The sequence below is a fragment of the Burkholderia anthina genome (genome assembly GCF_902498995.1).
Classification (GTDB): Bacteria; Pseudomonadota; Gammaproteobacteria; order Burkholderiales; family Burkholderiaceae; genus Burkholderia; species Burkholderia anthina.
Map to the genome: position 1 here is coordinate 132,388 of NZ_CABVLY010000023.1, position 13,873 is coordinate 146,260.

At 70.3% G+C, this 13,873-nt stretch carries 13 protein-coding genes; 5 read left to right on the forward strand and 8 right to left on the reverse strand.

Annotated features, from left to right (window positions below; all coding sequences use genetic code 11):
- Positions 1–57: 57 nt before the first annotated feature.
- Genes BME24068_RS26355 through BME24068_RS26375 form a run of 5 tightly spaced genes read right to left on the reverse strand, consistent with a single transcriptional unit; the run spans position 58 to position 4,910 of the window.
- Positions 58–1,209: a VanZ family protein gene (locus tag BME24068_RS26355; protein ID WP_174927862.1), complete on the reverse strand. Its 1,152-nt coding sequence runs from the start codon at positions 1,207–1,209 to the stop codon at positions 58–60.
- Between the two features lie 19 nt (positions 1,210–1,228).
- Positions 1,229–1,852: an ABC-type transport auxiliary lipoprotein family protein gene (locus tag BME24068_RS26360; protein WP_096507468.1), complete on the reverse strand. Its 624-nt coding sequence runs from the start codon at positions 1,850–1,852 to the stop codon at positions 1,229–1,231.
- Positions 1,853–1,890: 38 nt separating this feature from the next.
- Entirely contained in the window at positions 1,891–2,820 is a 930-nt protein-coding gene (locus BME24068_RS26365; protein ID WP_096507446.1) for an MlaD family protein, read from the reverse strand.
- 24 nt (positions 2,821–2,844) lie between these two features.
- Positions 2,845–3,789 (reverse strand): ABC transporter ATP-binding protein, encoded by a 945-nt coding sequence (locus BME24068_RS26370; RefSeq protein ID WP_174927863.1) that lies wholly within the window; start codon positions 3,787–3,789, stop codon positions 2,845–2,847.
- Positions 3,786–4,910, reverse strand: coding sequence for an MlaE family ABC transporter permease (locus BME24068_RS26375; RefSeq protein ID WP_096507448.1), 1,125 nt, complete (start codon positions 4,908–4,910; stop codon positions 3,786–3,788). The genes BME24068_RS26370 and BME24068_RS26375 overlap by 4 nt, the downstream gene beginning before the upstream one ends.
- A gap of 284 nt (positions 4,911–5,194) precedes the next feature.
- Between BME24068_RS26375 and BME24068_RS26380 the strand changes: the two genes are divergently transcribed.
- The 5 genes from BME24068_RS26380 to BME24068_RS26400 all read left to right on the forward strand — a co-directional run bounded on the left by BME24068_RS26380 (position 5,195) and on the right by BME24068_RS26400 (position 10,485).
- Positions 5,195–7,264 (forward strand): bifunctional 2',3'-cyclic-nucleotide 2'-phosphodiesterase/3'-nucleotidase, encoded by a 2,070-nt coding sequence (locus BME24068_RS26380; protein WP_174927864.1) that lies wholly within the window; start codon positions 5,195–5,197, stop codon positions 7,262–7,264.
- 14 nt (positions 7,265–7,278) lie between these two features.
- Positions 7,279–8,124 (forward strand): tetratricopeptide repeat protein, encoded by an 846-nt coding sequence (locus BME24068_RS26385; RefSeq protein WP_174927865.1) that lies wholly within the window; start codon positions 7,279–7,281, stop codon positions 8,122–8,124.
- Between the two features lie 182 nt (positions 8,125–8,306).
- The gene (locus BME24068_RS26390; protein WP_174927866.1) at positions 8,307–9,227 is read left to right on the forward strand and encodes a biotin--[acetyl-CoA-carboxylase] ligase; all 921 of its coding nucleotides are present in this window, start codon (positions 8,307–8,309) and stop codon (positions 9,225–9,227) included.
- Entirely contained in the window at positions 9,224–10,012 is a 789-nt protein-coding gene (locus tag BME24068_RS26395) for a type III pantothenate kinase (protein ID WP_174927867.1), read from the forward strand. Before BME24068_RS26390 ends, BME24068_RS26395 begins: the two co-directional genes overlap by 4 nt.
- 230 nt (positions 10,013–10,242) lie before the next feature.
- Complete coding sequence (locus tag BME24068_RS26400; RefSeq protein WP_096507456.1) at positions 10,243–10,485, forward strand: hypothetical protein; 243 nt, start codon at positions 10,243–10,245, stop codon at positions 10,483–10,485.
- 16 nt (positions 10,486–10,501) lie between these two features.
- Here the strand turns inward: BME24068_RS26400 and rfaE2 are convergent, their stop codons facing one another.
- The 3 genes from rfaE2 to BME24068_RS26415 form a co-directional block, all read right to left on the reverse strand.
- Positions 10,502–10,987, reverse strand: a complete 486-nt coding sequence (rfaE2, locus tag BME24068_RS26405; RefSeq protein ID WP_096507457.1) for a D-glycero-beta-D-manno-heptose 1-phosphate adenylyltransferase — start codon at positions 10,985–10,987, stop codon at positions 10,502–10,504.
- A 155-nt stretch (positions 10,988–11,142) separates the two neighbouring features.
- Entirely contained in the window at positions 11,143–12,021 is an 879-nt protein-coding gene (locus tag BME24068_RS26410; protein WP_096507458.1) for a ferritin family protein, read from the reverse strand.
- A gap of 485 nt (positions 12,022–12,506) precedes the next feature.
- Positions 12,507–13,733, reverse strand: coding sequence for a patatin-like phospholipase family protein (locus BME24068_RS26415; protein WP_174927868.1), 1,227 nt, complete (start codon positions 13,731–13,733; stop codon positions 12,507–12,509).
- Positions 13,734–13,873 lie beyond the last annotated feature (140 nt).

Here is a 13,873-nt window from a genome sequence, read left to right on the forward strand (position 1 = left end):
AGCAGCGCGCGCCGCTGCCCGCGACCGAGCCGCGGCCGCCCCGCCGGAATCGCCGCGTCAGCGCCGCGCCGCCGCGGGCAGCCACGCGCGCTCGACGCGCAGGCCGAGCCAGATCAGCGCCGCATAGGGCCACATCCACGCGAGCCAGCGCGCGATGCTGTTGAAGTGCACGTAGCGGCCCTGCCGCCAGCCCGACAGCGTGAAGTCGAAGAACGGATTGACCGGCAGCAGGTTGACGAGCGCCACGCCGGCCAGCAGCGCGAGCGCCGCGAGCATGGCGCGCCACGCGGCCGGCACGCGCAACGCGATCAGCGCCGCCGCGAAGCCGAGCTCGATGCCGAGCCGCGCGCCGGGCGTCGCCCACACGACGACGAGGCCGGTGGTCGACTGCATGAATGTGGCGGCCGCCTTCAGCACGAGCGTCGCGACGACGAACGCGATCAGGAGCCGCACGCGCGGGGCGGCGGCGCGCATCGCGAGCGACGCGATCGCCAGCACGGCGAACAGCATCAGCCCGCCGAGCACGGCTTCCCATGCGGAATCGGACAGCCAGCCGTCGACGCGCTCGGGCCACTGGCTCACCTGCCACACGGCCGGCAGCCACGCGAGCAGCGCGTCCTGCATCGATCCGTCGACACGCTCCCACAGCGCGGCCGGCCAGTCGCCGATGCCGAACAGGAACGGCGACGGAAAGAGGATCGCGAACGGCCACAGCCCCGCGAGCAGCAGCGGCGTCGAGCCGTCGGTTTCGAACCACGCGAAACGCAGCCGGCGCAGCGCGCCGCGATCGAGCAGCGCACCGGTGGCGGGTGCCGCGAGCGCCGCGCCGAGCAGCGCGCCGAGCGCGTTGGCCGCGAGATCGAGATTCGACGCGACGCGCGTCGGCAGGTAGGTCTGCAGCGCTTCCATCGATCCCGACAGCAGCACGCCCAGCACGCTGACGATCAGCGTCGCGGCCACCCCGCGCCAGCGCGGATGCAGCGCGAGCACGCCGAGTGCGCCGAACGGCATGTAGCCGAGCACGTTGGTGACCACGTCGAACGCGGTCACGTAGCGCTGCATCGGCGCGAGCAGGTAGTCGAACGGCCCGATGCCGAGCGACACCCAGCCGTCGAACGGATACAGCGACGCATAGACGACGAGCGCCGCGTAGGCGGCAAACGCCTGGCGCGCCAGCGACGACGCGCGATGCGTGTCCGGCGCGTTCATCGCGAGCGCGCGTCGCGCGTCACGGCGTGCCCGCGTACGCCTGCACGCCGACCCAGGCGGCGATCTGCGACACGAGCTCGTCGCTCGCGGCCGCGAGCGCACGCGCGCCGCCGGCCGCATCGGGCGTGCTCGACGGCGCGCGCGCGACGAAGGTGCGCTGGCCGAGCACCTTGCCGTCCTGCATCAGCGTCGCGCGCGCGGTGACCGCGCCATGACTCTGCGACTGCCCGTCGAACACCTGCTCGAATTCGTTCAGGTCGACCTTCAGCGTCGGCGCGCGTACGCCGTCGGAGCCTTCGAGCACCGCGCCGCGCGACGACAATGCGCCGCGCAGCCGCTGCGTGAGCAACTGCGCGGGCGGCGCGGTCCAGCGGCTGTCGCGATAGACGGCCATGCGCTGCGCATCCGCGTACGCGAGGCGGTAGACGAACTTGTCCGAGTCGAGCCCGTCGGGCGCGGCGACGTCGAGCACCTTCAGCGCGGGGCCGGTGCCGGCCGTCACGACCGGCGCGGCCGGCCCGAGGTCGTAGCGAACGTTCGACAGCGCGGCATTGTTGCCGGCACAGCCGGCGGCGAGCGCGAGCGTCAGCACCGCGAGCGCGGCTGCGGCCGGCCGCAGCGCGCGATCAAGAATTCGTGGCATGGCGTGATCCTGCATGATGTTTCCGGTTTCGATGGGCGTTACTGCCCGGCCGTCGCACTCGGCCAGACGAAGCCCGCTTCGCCGGGCCCGGGCGCGGAGCCGGGCGAACCGAACAACAGACTGCTCGGGTTGCGGCCAAGTTCACCGGCAACGTCCTTCAATTGCCGCGACGCGTCGCCGACGGTGCCCGCCAGCGCATTGAAGCGCGGCAGCGTGTCGTACTGCACGCGCGCGTTGAGATCGTTCAGCGTGATGCCGACCTGCTCCGCGGCCGTGCCGGCCTTGTTCAGGTTCGACACGAGCGGCCCGTTCGGCTGCAGCAGCGTGTTGGCCGACGCCATCGTGCGATTCACTTCGTGCATCGTCTCCGGCAGCGCGGCCACCGCCGGCGCAAGCTGCTTCGACAGCGTCGTCGCCCCGTCCGCCGCGTGCTGCAGGCTTTCGGCCGTCGCGCGCAGCTGTTCGCGCATCTCCGGCGACATCAGCGCATTCGCGCTTTTCGCGGCCTGCTCGAGCTGCCGCAGCAGTACGTCGCCGCGCTCCTGGATCTGGTCGAACAGGCTCGGCCGCATCGGGATCTGCGCGATCGCCTTCGGCGACGACGGCAACGGCGCAAGGTCGCGCCCCGTATCCTCGAGCTGCACGAACGCGATGCCCGTCACGCCCTGGAAGCCGAGACTGCCGTAGGTCGACTGCGTGATCGGCGCGTCGTGGTCGACCATGATCCGGATCCGGATCTGCCCCGGATGCGTGCGATCGAAGCCGATCGACTGCACCTTGCCGACGTCGAGGCCGCGAAAGCGCACGGCCGCATCGGGGAACAGGCCCGTCACGTTGGTGCGCGCGAGCAGGTCGTACGGCACGCGCACGGTGCGGTCGACGTTGAACCAGAACACGGTGCCCGCGATCGCCAGCGTCAGCGCGATCGTGAACAGGCCGGCCCAGAACGCATGTGATTTGTTTTCCATCGGAGGGTTCCTTGTCCTTGCCGGTTACAGCTCGACGCTGGACAGCGCCGGTTCGAGGGCCGCCTTCGGCAGCTTCGCGCGCCGCTCGGGCGGCAGCGCCTGCAGGGCGCGGCGCCCGCGCAGCCCCAGGAAATATTCGTGGATGAACGGATGGTCGACGTTCGCGACCTCCTCGACGGGTGCTGCGACCAGCACCTTGCGGTCGGCCAGCACCGCCACGCGCGTCGACAGCGCGACCATCGTGTCGAGATCGTGCGTCACCATCACGACCGTCAGCCCGAGCGTGCGGTGCAGCGTCGCGATCAGCTCGACGAATTCGTCGGAGGCCTGCGGGTCGAGCCCGGCGGTCGGCTCGTCGAGAAACAGCAGCTCGGGCTCGAGCGCGATCGCGCGCGCGATGCCGACCCGCTTGATCATCCCGCCCGACAGCGCAGCCGGCATCTTCGACGCGTGCTTGCACGGCAGCCCGACCATCTCGAGCTTCAGCATCACGATGTCGTGCAGCAGGTCGGGCGGCACGCGGCCGAGCTCGCGCAACGGCTGCGCGACGTTGTCGAACACCGTCATCGACGAGAACAGCGCGCCCTGCTGGAACAGCATCCCGGAACGCGTGCGCATCATCCGCGCGCTCGCGTCGTCGATCGTCGACGTGTCTTGGCCGAACACCTTGATCGTGCCCGACGTCGGCCGCTCCAGGCCGAGAATCTGCCGCACCAGCGTCGTCTTGCCCGAACCCGAGCCGCCGACGACCGCCACGATCTCGCCGCGCCGCACGTCGAAATCGAGCTTCTGGTGAACGACGTTGCGCCCGTAGCGCTTGGTCAGGTTGCGCACCTCGATCACGAGGTCGTCGCCGTGCACCTCGGCGGCCGGCGGCGGGCCGGCCGATCCGGCGCCGACGGCCGCCGCATGGGCAGTCGCGGCACCGGCCACCGCGGCATCGGCCGCCGTTTCTTTCGACGCGTTCATCCGAGCCCCACGTTCTGGAACAGGATCGCGAACACGGCGTCGGCCAGGATCACGATCGTGATCGACGTGACGACCGACGTCGTCGTCCCCTGGCCGAGGCTCTGCGAGTTCGCCTTGATCCGGAAACCGAAATGGCACGCGACCAGCGCGATCAGCATGCCGAACACGACGCCCTTGCCGACGCCGATGTACAGATTCGCGATCGGCACGACGCCCGGCAGCGAGCGCACGAAGTAATTGACGTCGATGCCGAGCACCATCTTCGCGGCAAGCGCGCCGCCCGTCAGCGCGATGATGTTGGTCCACATCACGAGCAGCGGCATCGCGACACCCAGCGCGAGCACGCGCGGCAGGATCAGCCGCAGCCCGTGCGGGATGCCCATCACGCGCATCGCGTCGAGCTCCTCGGTCACGCGCATCACGCCGATCTGCGCGGTGATCGCCGACCCGGAGCGGCCCGCGACGAGGATCGCCGACAGCACGGGCCCGAGCTCGCGGATCACCGACAGCCCGAGGATGTTCACGATGTAGCGGTTCGCGCCGAACATCTGCAACTGCTGTGCGGACAGATAGCTGAGCACGATGCCGATCAGGAACGCGACCAGCGCGGTGATCGGCAGCGCCTGCGCGCCGGCGCTGTAGATGTTCGCCGACGTTTCCTTCCACGGCATCGTCTGCGGGCGGCGCAGCACCGACAGCGCGTCGAGGATCACGAGGCCGAACATCGCGATGCCGCCCTGCAGGTGTTCGCCGAACGAGAAGATCGTCTGGCCGAGCCGCGTGACGGGATCGACGCGCACGATGCGCTCGGGCGCCTCGCGCTCGCTGTCGAGGCGTTCGATGCGCTCGAAGATGGTGCGCTGCGTCGCGCTCAGCGCGACACCGTCCGGCAGCTTGCGGCCCCATACGCGCCACAGCGCCTGACCGCCGACGTGGTCGAGCCGTTCGATACCCGACAGATCCCATTCGCTCACGCGCCCGGACGCGATGCCCGCAACGCGGCGCGCAACCGCGCCGCGATTGCGCGCGAGCGCGAGCGCAGTCCATTGGCCGTACAGGCGCACCGTCTGGCCCTGACCGCCGGCGTCGACCGACAGGCCGGGAGGAGTCTCGAAGTCCAAAGGCGGGTTGTTTGCAAAAGGATGACAGCGGCCATTGTAGCGAACCGTCCGGCGCCGCGACGTGAGGATTTCCGTCAGGGCGCGCGGCCGGGAGCGGCAGGCGTCGACACCCGCCACGGACCGCCGCATCGTTCGCCGCGCGCCCACCTTTCATTCTTCCGTCATGTTTCCTTTCGATACTCTCACGCGCCGCACTTCAGGCCGTCGGCGCCCGCGCCGCCATCTCGCGGCGCGCCTCGCGATTCGTCGCGACTCATAGAACAGAACACCGAACAGGACAATCGATGCGTCTCCCCCCGCTTTCCCGCCGCCGCGTGACCGGCGCCGCCGCGCTCGCCAGCCTCGCCTTCGCCCTCGCCGGTTGCGGCGGCGACGACGTCGCCTCGCCGTCATCGTCGCAGCCGCAGGCCCAGGCCCCCGCCGGCACGACCGCCACGCTCGCGCTGCTCGAGACGACCGACCTGCACACCAACGTGCTGTCGTACGACTATTTCAAGCTCGCCGCGGACGACTCGCTCGGCTTCGAACGCGTGTCGACGCTGATCGCGCAGGCGCGTGCGCAATACCCGAACACGCTGCTGCTCGACAACGGCGACACGATCCAGGGCACCGCGCTGTCGGACTACCAGGCGCTCGTGAAGCCGGTCGGCTGCGACCAGACGCTCGCGATCTACAAGGTGATGAACGCCGCGAAGTTCGACGGCGGCGGGATCGGCAACCACGAGTTCAACTACGGGCTGCCGTACCTGTCGCAGGTGACCGGCAACACGTTCGACGTCGACGGGCTGCCGGCCCCCGCGCAGCAGAAGAAGTGCGCGGGCCCGAACTTCCCGCAGGTGCTCTCGAACGTGATCAGCGCGAAGACCAACGCACCGCTGTTCACGCCGTACACGATCCTGACCCGCACGGTGACGGCCGTCGCGCCGGACGGCACGACGGTCAGCGCGCCGGTGAAGATCGGCATCATCGGCTTCACGCCGCCCGCGATCATGAGCTGGGACAAGCGCTGGCTCGACGGCAAGGTCTACACGACGGGCCTGAAGGAAGCGGCCGAGAAGTACATTCCGGAGATGCGCGCGAAGGGCGCCGATCTCGTCGTCGCGATCTCGCACGGCGGCCTCGACGACGCCGCGTATTCGCCGACGATGGAAAACGGCAGCTGGTGGCTGTCGAAGGTGCCCGGCATCGACGCGATGCTGATCGGCCACTCGCACCAGGTGTTCCCGGACGCGAACAGCACGGTCACGCAGTTCAACCTGCCGGGCGTCGACAAGGTGAAGGGCACCGTCAACGGCGTGCCGACCGTGATGGCGAACTACTGGGGCAAGCATCTCGGCGTGATCAAGCTCGGCCTGAAGTTCGACGGCAAGGCATGGAGCGTCGACAAGTCGCAGACGACCGTCGAGGCGCGGCCGATCCAGAACGCCGACAAGAGCTACGTCGCCGCCGATCCGTCGGTGTCCGCCGCGATCGCCGCCGAACACCAGGCGACCATCGACTACGTGAAGACGCCGATCGGCTCGACCGACTACCGGATGAACTCGTACTTCGCGGACGTCGGCGATCCGGGTGCGATCCAGATCGTCAACGAGGCGCAGGCCGACTACGTGCGGACCTACGTGCAGGCGAACCTGCCGCAATACGCGTCGCTGCCGGTGCTGTCGGTCAGCGCGCCGTTCAAGAGCGGCTTCGGCGGCGGCAGCGACTACACCGACGTCGCGCCGGGCGCGCTCGCGATCAACAACGCGGCCGACCTGTACCTGTATCCGAACACCGTGTACGCGGTGAAGGTGAGCGGCGCCGACGTGAAGAACTGGCTCGAGACGGCCGCGAAGCGCTTCAATACGATCGACCCGACCAAGGCGACCGTGCAGCCGCTCGTCAGCAGCTTCCCCGGCTACAACTTCGACATGTTCACGTCCGCCGATCTCGCATACGAGATCGACGTCACGCAGCCCGTCGGCAGCCGGATCAGGAACCTGACGTACAAGGGCGCGCCGATCGACGCGAACGCGCAGTTCATCGTCGCGACCAACAACTACCGCGCGAGCGGCGGCGGCAACTTCCCGGGCCTCGACGGCAGCAAGACGATCTTCGCGTCGCCCGACGCGAACCGCGACGTGCTGATCGCGTTCGTGAAGCAGCGCGGCAAGATCACGCGCGCGGCCGACGGCGCGCAGCGCAGCTGGCGCTTCACGAAGCTCGCGAGCTCGGTCGCGCACGTGCAGTTCGCGTCGGCGCCCAACCGGCTCGGCGACGCCACGTCGGCCGGGCTGACCGGCATCACGCAGGTCGCGGCCGACGACGGCTCCGGCAAGAACCTCGCCGTCTACGAGATCGACCTGACGCAATGACCATGAGACCCGTGATGCAACCGATCCGGACGATGCGGCCGGCCGAAGCCGGCTTCGCCGCCGCCGCGCGGCGCCTGCTGCGCGCGAAACTCCCGCCGGCCGCGCTGCTCGCGGCAACCGCCGTGACTGTCGCGGTCGCCGCGGCGGCGACCGGCTGGCGCGCGACCGGCCCCGCGCCGAGCGCCGCGCAGCTCGACGAGTGGCAGGCAATGGTCACGCAGGCCGTCGAGCCGCATGCGCTCGCGCAATTGCGCACCCTCGCGCGGCGCGGGTCGGGCGACGCGCAGGCGGCGCTCGGCATCGCGCTCGTCGATGCGCGCGAGCCGGGGCTGCGCGATGAAGGGCGCGGCTGGCTCGAGACCGCCGTGCAGGACGACGGGAAGGCGGACACGCCGGCCGCGCGGCGTGCGCAGCTCGCGCTCGGCAAGGCGCTGCTGCTCGGCAGCAGCGACATCCCGAAGGACTATGCGCGCGCCCGCGCCCTGCTCGGCGAAGCAGCCGGGCATGGCGATCCGGCGGCCGCGTATTACCTCGGGCTGATCTATCGCAGCGGCTACGGCACCGCCGCCGATCCCGTGCAGGCCGCGCACTGGTTCGATCTCGCATCGCGTGCGGACATCCCGGCCGCGGACTTCATGCTCGCGAACGCGTACCGCGACGGCAGCGGCGTGCCGCGCGACGAGGCGCGCGCGCTCGCGCTGTATCGCCGTGCGGCGGAACACGAGTTGCCGGAAGCCGTGCAGACGCTCGCAATGGCGTATCGCAACGGCGAGCTGGGGCTCAAGCCCGATGCGGACGAATTCCACGCGCAGTGGATCGAGACCGCGCATGCGTTGAAGCATCCGGTGGTGGCGCCGTGACGGGATGGCGGCGCGCGGCGGCCGGCTGAACCGCGGCGGCCTGACACATCGGGCATCCCGCGATCGCGCGCGGGATGCCCGACGCAGTACCCGGTGACGGATCGACGTGTGCGGACGGGCAACATGGCAGCCTCGGCGCTGCTCGGCACGCACCGCCGCCCCCTGTCGCTACAATAGCCCCCATGAACGCCCCCACCTCCTCCGACACGCCCGATTCCGGCGACGCGCACATCGCGCGCAACCGGCTCGAGGCGCACCTGGATGCCGCGCCGCGCGCGTGGCCGCTCGATATCGTCGCCGCCACTGGCTCGACCAACGCCGACGTCGCGACCCGCCTCAAGGCGCTGCCGCGCATCGCGAACGCGCTGCCCGCGCCGCTCGTGCGCGTCGCGTTCGAGCAGACGGCCGGCCGCGGCCGGCAAGGCCGTCCGTGGTTCGCGCAGCCCGGCAACGCGCTGCTGTGCTCGGTCGGCTGCATCGTGCCGCGCCCCGTCGACGCGCTCGGCGGCCTGAGCATCGCGATCGGCGTCGCGCTCGCGGAAGGGCTCGCGGCGCTGCCGCTCGACGCCGGCACGCGCGTCGCGCTCAAATGGCCGAACGACCTGCTGCTGACGGCCACCGACGACGGCACGCCGCGCATCGTCGGCAAGCTCGCCGGAATCCTGATCGAAACCGTCTGGACCGCCGCCAACGCGACCGCCGTCGTGATCGGCTTCGGCATCAACGTGCGCGGCGCGGAAGCCGTCGCCGCGCAGGTCGACGCGCTGCGCGCGCGCGAAGCGACGCTCGCGAGCGGGTTGCCGCCGGCCGCGCTGTCGACCGCGTGCGCATCGGCGAACCTCACCGACACGCTCGCCGCCGCACTGAACGCCCTGACACCCGCGCTCGCGCAGTTCGGGACCGACGGGCTCGCACCGTTCCTGCCGCGCTGGCACGCGCTGCACGCGTACGCAGGGCGCGAAGTCGTGCTGCTCGAACAGGGCGTCGAACGCGTGCGCGGCATCGCGACGGGCATCGACGCAACCGGCCAGCTGCTGCTCGACACGCCGGACGGCATGCAAGCGATCGCGGCCGGCGACGTGTCGCTGCGCGAAGCACAATGAGCGAACCGCATCTGCTGATCGACGCCGGCAACAGCCGGATCAAGTGGGCGCTCGCCGACGCGCAGCGCACGCTCGTCGACACGGGCGCGTTCAGCCATACGCGTGACGGCGGCGCCGATCCCGACTGGTCGAGCCTGCCGCGTCCGCGCGGCGCCTGGATCTCGAACGTCGCGGGCGCCGACGTGGCCGCGCGACTGGACGCATTGCTCGACGCACGCTGGCCGAGCCTGCCGCGCACGACGATACGCTCGCGTCCCGTGCAGTGCGGCGTGACGAACGGCTATACGACGCCCGAACAGCTCGGCAGCGACCGCTGGGCCGGCCTGATCGGCGCGCGCGCGGCGTTCCCGGACGAACACGTGCTGATTGCCACATTCGGCACCGCGACGACGCTCGAGGCACTGCGTGCGGACGGCCGCTTCACCGGCGGGCTGATCGCGCCGGGCTGGGCGCTGATGATGCGCGCGCTCGGCACGCACACCGCGCAGTTGCCGACGCTCACCACCGACATCGCGAGCGGGCTGCTCGCGGGCGCGCAGGCCGAACCGTTCCAGGTCGATACGCCGCGCTCGCTGTCGGCCGGCTGCCTGTATGCGCAGGCGGGGCTGATCGAGCGCGCGTGGCGCGATCTCGCCGAGGCATGGCAGGCGCCGGTTCGGCTCGTGCTGGCCGGCGGCGCGGCCGACGACGTCGCGCGTGCGCTGCCGCTGCCGCATACGCGGCACGACGCGCTGATCCTGTCGGGACTCGCGCTGATTGCCGCGGAAACGGCGGCGCAGGATTGACGGAAAGCGGCCGGCATCGCGCCGGCGGCACGGCCGAAAGCCCGTGCCGCGGGTTTCGCCACGATGACGGCGGGCCTGCCCCCATGCAGACGGATGCACACGGCAGCGCGCACACGCGGCCGGGCCGCCGCGAACGATCCGTCGGCCGCAATGAAAAAGCCGGCCAGACGGCCGGCCCGACGGGACTGAATGGTGGTGGAACGACTGACCAACGACGAGGAGTATCGACGATGCTGCGCTGGCTGATCGCTGTTCTCTTTCTCGCCAACCTGCTCGCGTTCGTGCTGGTGCGCGGCGTGTTCTGGCCGCTGCCGGCAGCGGGCCCGCGCGAACCGGGCGTGCTGTCCCGGCAGGTACAGCCCGACGCGCTGCGCGCGACGCCGCTCGCGCAGGCGAGCGATCAACCCGTGATCGGCGGCCCGATCGCCGCGCCGGCCGTCACGGCCGAGCCGCTCGCGGCCTCCGCGCCCTGACGGCGCGACACCCGCGTCAGGACTGCTGCGCGCGCACCTTCTTCAGCAGCGCCGTGGTCGAGCGGTCGTGCTCGAACGGAATCGCGAGCGCCCGCCCGCCCCAGCCGCGCACCAGTGCCGACTCCGGCAGCGCGTCCATGTCGTAGTCGCCGCCCTTCACGAGAATGTCCGGGCGAACGGCATCGATCAGCGACACGGGGGTCTTCTCCTCGAACTTCACGACCCAGTCGACGCTTTCCAGCGCCGCGAGCAGCGCCATCCGGTCTTCCTCGCGGTTGATCGGACGGTCGTCGCCCTTGCCGAGCATGCGCACCGACGCATCGCTGTTCACGCCGACGATCAGGCACGCGCCGAGCGCCCGGGCGTCGGCGAGATACGTGACGTGACCGCGGTGCAGGATGTCGAACACGCCGTTCGTGAACACGACGGGCGAAGTCAGCGACGCGCGCAGGGCAACGAGGGCGTCGCGGGTGATCAGCTTGCGTTCGAAGGTAGCGGGCATGACGGAGGTCGGGTGGAGTAAGCGATGCGCGTCGCGACGAAATACGGCGGCGCCAGATAAAAAGCCCGCCGGATGGCCGGGCGGGCTTCATGCATGGATGCGGCGCGGCGATCGCGACCGGCGCGACTTCACGCCGGGAGCGATGCCTGTCGGCCTCAGGCCGGTTGCGCGGCCGACGACGGGCCACTTTCGGACTGCAGGCGGCCGGTGACTTCCTTGCGGTAGCGGTTCAGCTCCTGCGCGGTCGCGAACGTGCGCTCGAACAGGATCGACAGGTTGTGCAGGATCCGGTCGACGACTTTCTTTTCCCAGTCGCCGTCGAAGCGGATCTGCTCGTCGAGCCAGCGCTCGAGCCATTCCGGATCCGGCAGGCGCGACTGCACGGTGTCGCGCGGGAACAGCGCCTGGTTCACGTGCAGGTTGGTCGGGTGCAGCGGCTTCTCGGTGCGACGCGCCGACGCCATCAGCACGCCGATCTTCGCGAACGCCGCACGCGCGACGTCGCCGCAGTTGTTCAGCGCCTTCTTCATGTAGCGCAGGTACGCGCCGCCGTGACGTGCTTCGTCGCGCGAGATCGTTTCGTAGATCTGCTTGATGACCGGCTCGGTGTGCCAGTCGGCCGCGCAGCGATACCAGTGGTTCAGGCGGATTTCGCCGCAGAAGTGCAGCATCAGCGTCTCGAGCGGCGGCGCCGGATCGAACTGGAAGCGCACGGCATGCAGCTCTTCCTCGGTCGGCACCATTTCCGGGCGGAAGCGGCGCAGGTATTCCATCAGCACGAGCGAGTGCTTCTGCTCTTCGAAGAACCAGACGCTCATGAACGCGGAGAAGTCGCTGTCATGCTGGTTGTCGCGCAGGAACATCTCCGTCGCGGGCAGCGCCGACCATTCGGTGATCGCGTTCATCTTGATCGTCTTCGCCTGCTCGTCGGTGAGCAGTGAAGCGTCGAACTTGTCCCACGGAATGTCCTTCTCCATGTCCCAGCGGACAGCTTCGAGCGACCTGTAAAGTTCCGGATAAAGCATGGTGTTCATGATGGTCCCACCCCTGTTCTGCGCAATGCGACTTCTCTAAACGTGACTGTTGCCGCGTGGGCGCGCGAGCGCGCTTTTTGCAGCCAAGACTCTAATTTTACGCGTGAATTCGCCCCCCGGACGCGGATTCCACGTCCGGCAGCCGGCGGCCGCGCTGCCGCCTCGTGACACGCCGCAGCCCCGCTCCACTCGAACGGAACCGGCTGCGCGTGCCTGATGTGGGGGCCGGCGCAAGCCGGCTCATTGGCGGGCCCGTCCCCTGCGCCACACGGCTCCCGGACGGGTTCCCGCGCGGCAGCCGGACCGGCGGGCTGCTCGATATGGTATATACGGCGGCGGCCATAATAGCACGCGCACATGACCGTTCCGAGACGCCGGCCCGGTCGCACGCCGCCAACCGCGGTGCGGCGATCAGTCGCGGGCAACCGTCGCGAAAATGCAACCCATCTGTAAGCATGGCGTCCTATGGGTGCATTCGGTGCGCGTCAGACCCGCATTTCGCCGGCCGCGCGACCGCCTTCCAGCGACATGCCGGCCGCCGCCGCGCTGCTGCCGTCGGCATGCGCGATCCAGCCGGCCAGCGTCTCGCGCTGCGCACGCCCGTCGCGGTAGCCGAGCTCGATCAGCTCGCGCGTAAACGCCTCCTCGAACAACAGGTAGCTCGCGAACGACGCGCCGGCAGGCTGGCTGCCGCCGATCGCGCCGAGCAATCCGCGCATCGTCGCCGGCATCTGCTTCAGGTGTTTCGCGGCGATCAGCTCGATGCGCTCGGACGGCGCGATCGCGAGCACGTCGACGTGCCGCCAGCCGCTGTCCACCTCGACCTGGTGCGGCAGGTGCTCGATCATCCGGTTGATGTGCTCGATCCGCTCGATGTCCGAGCCGATCGAATCGAGAAACACGCTGGCGAGCACCTGCTGGCCGATCTGCGCGAGCGTCGGATAGCCGCGCACCAGCCCCGAGCCGTTCGCGGCGGGAATCTCGGGACGCGGATCGGCCGCGCCGATCACGACGATCCGGTCCGCGCCGAAGTGGATCGCCGGCGACAGCGGCGCGACCTGCCGGATCGACCCGTCGCCGAAGTACTCGATCTGCCCGTCGAGCACGAGCGGCACGGCCGGAAACACGAACGGAATGGCGGACGACGCGAGCAGGTGCGACGCCGACAGGTCGACGAGCCGCGCGGTGCGCTGCGCGCGCCGCCAGGCCTGGATCGGTTCGGCGGCCTGGTAGAAGGTCAGGTGCCGGCCGCTCGAATAGCTGAGCGCCGTGATCGAGAGCGCGTGCAGCAGGCGGCTCTCGAGCATCTGCTCGATCCGGTGGAAACTCAGTTCGCGCTGCAGCAGGTGCGCGAGCGGCGCGTTGTCGAGCAGCCCGCGCGGCGAACGGCGCGCCGCCCAGCCGAAGCTCATCGTCGCGAGCCACCGTGCGCCCGCCGCCGCAATGCCAAGCCAGTCGGTGCGATACACATAGTCGGCGCGCAGCGGCTCCCAGAATTCGAGCAGGCGGCGCACGCCGTGCGAAAAATCGTCCGCGTGGCTTGCGATCGACGTCGCGTTGATCGCACCGGCCGACGAGCCGCACACGACCGCGAACGGCAGCGTGTGCCGGTGCGGATCGGCCTCGCGCGCGATCTCGGCCAGCGCCTTCAGCACGCCGACCTGGTAGGCGGCGCGTGCGCCGCCTCCCATCAGAACGAGCGCGAGCCGCATGATCGACCTGCTACCGGGTTCGCGTCACGTCGAGCGTTTCGGCGGACGGGTTGCCGGCGACGAAGCAGCCGCCGCGCGCGCCGCGGCCGAGCCGGCCGGCTTCACGCGCTTCGCCGCGGGCTTGCGCGGCGCGGCCGCTG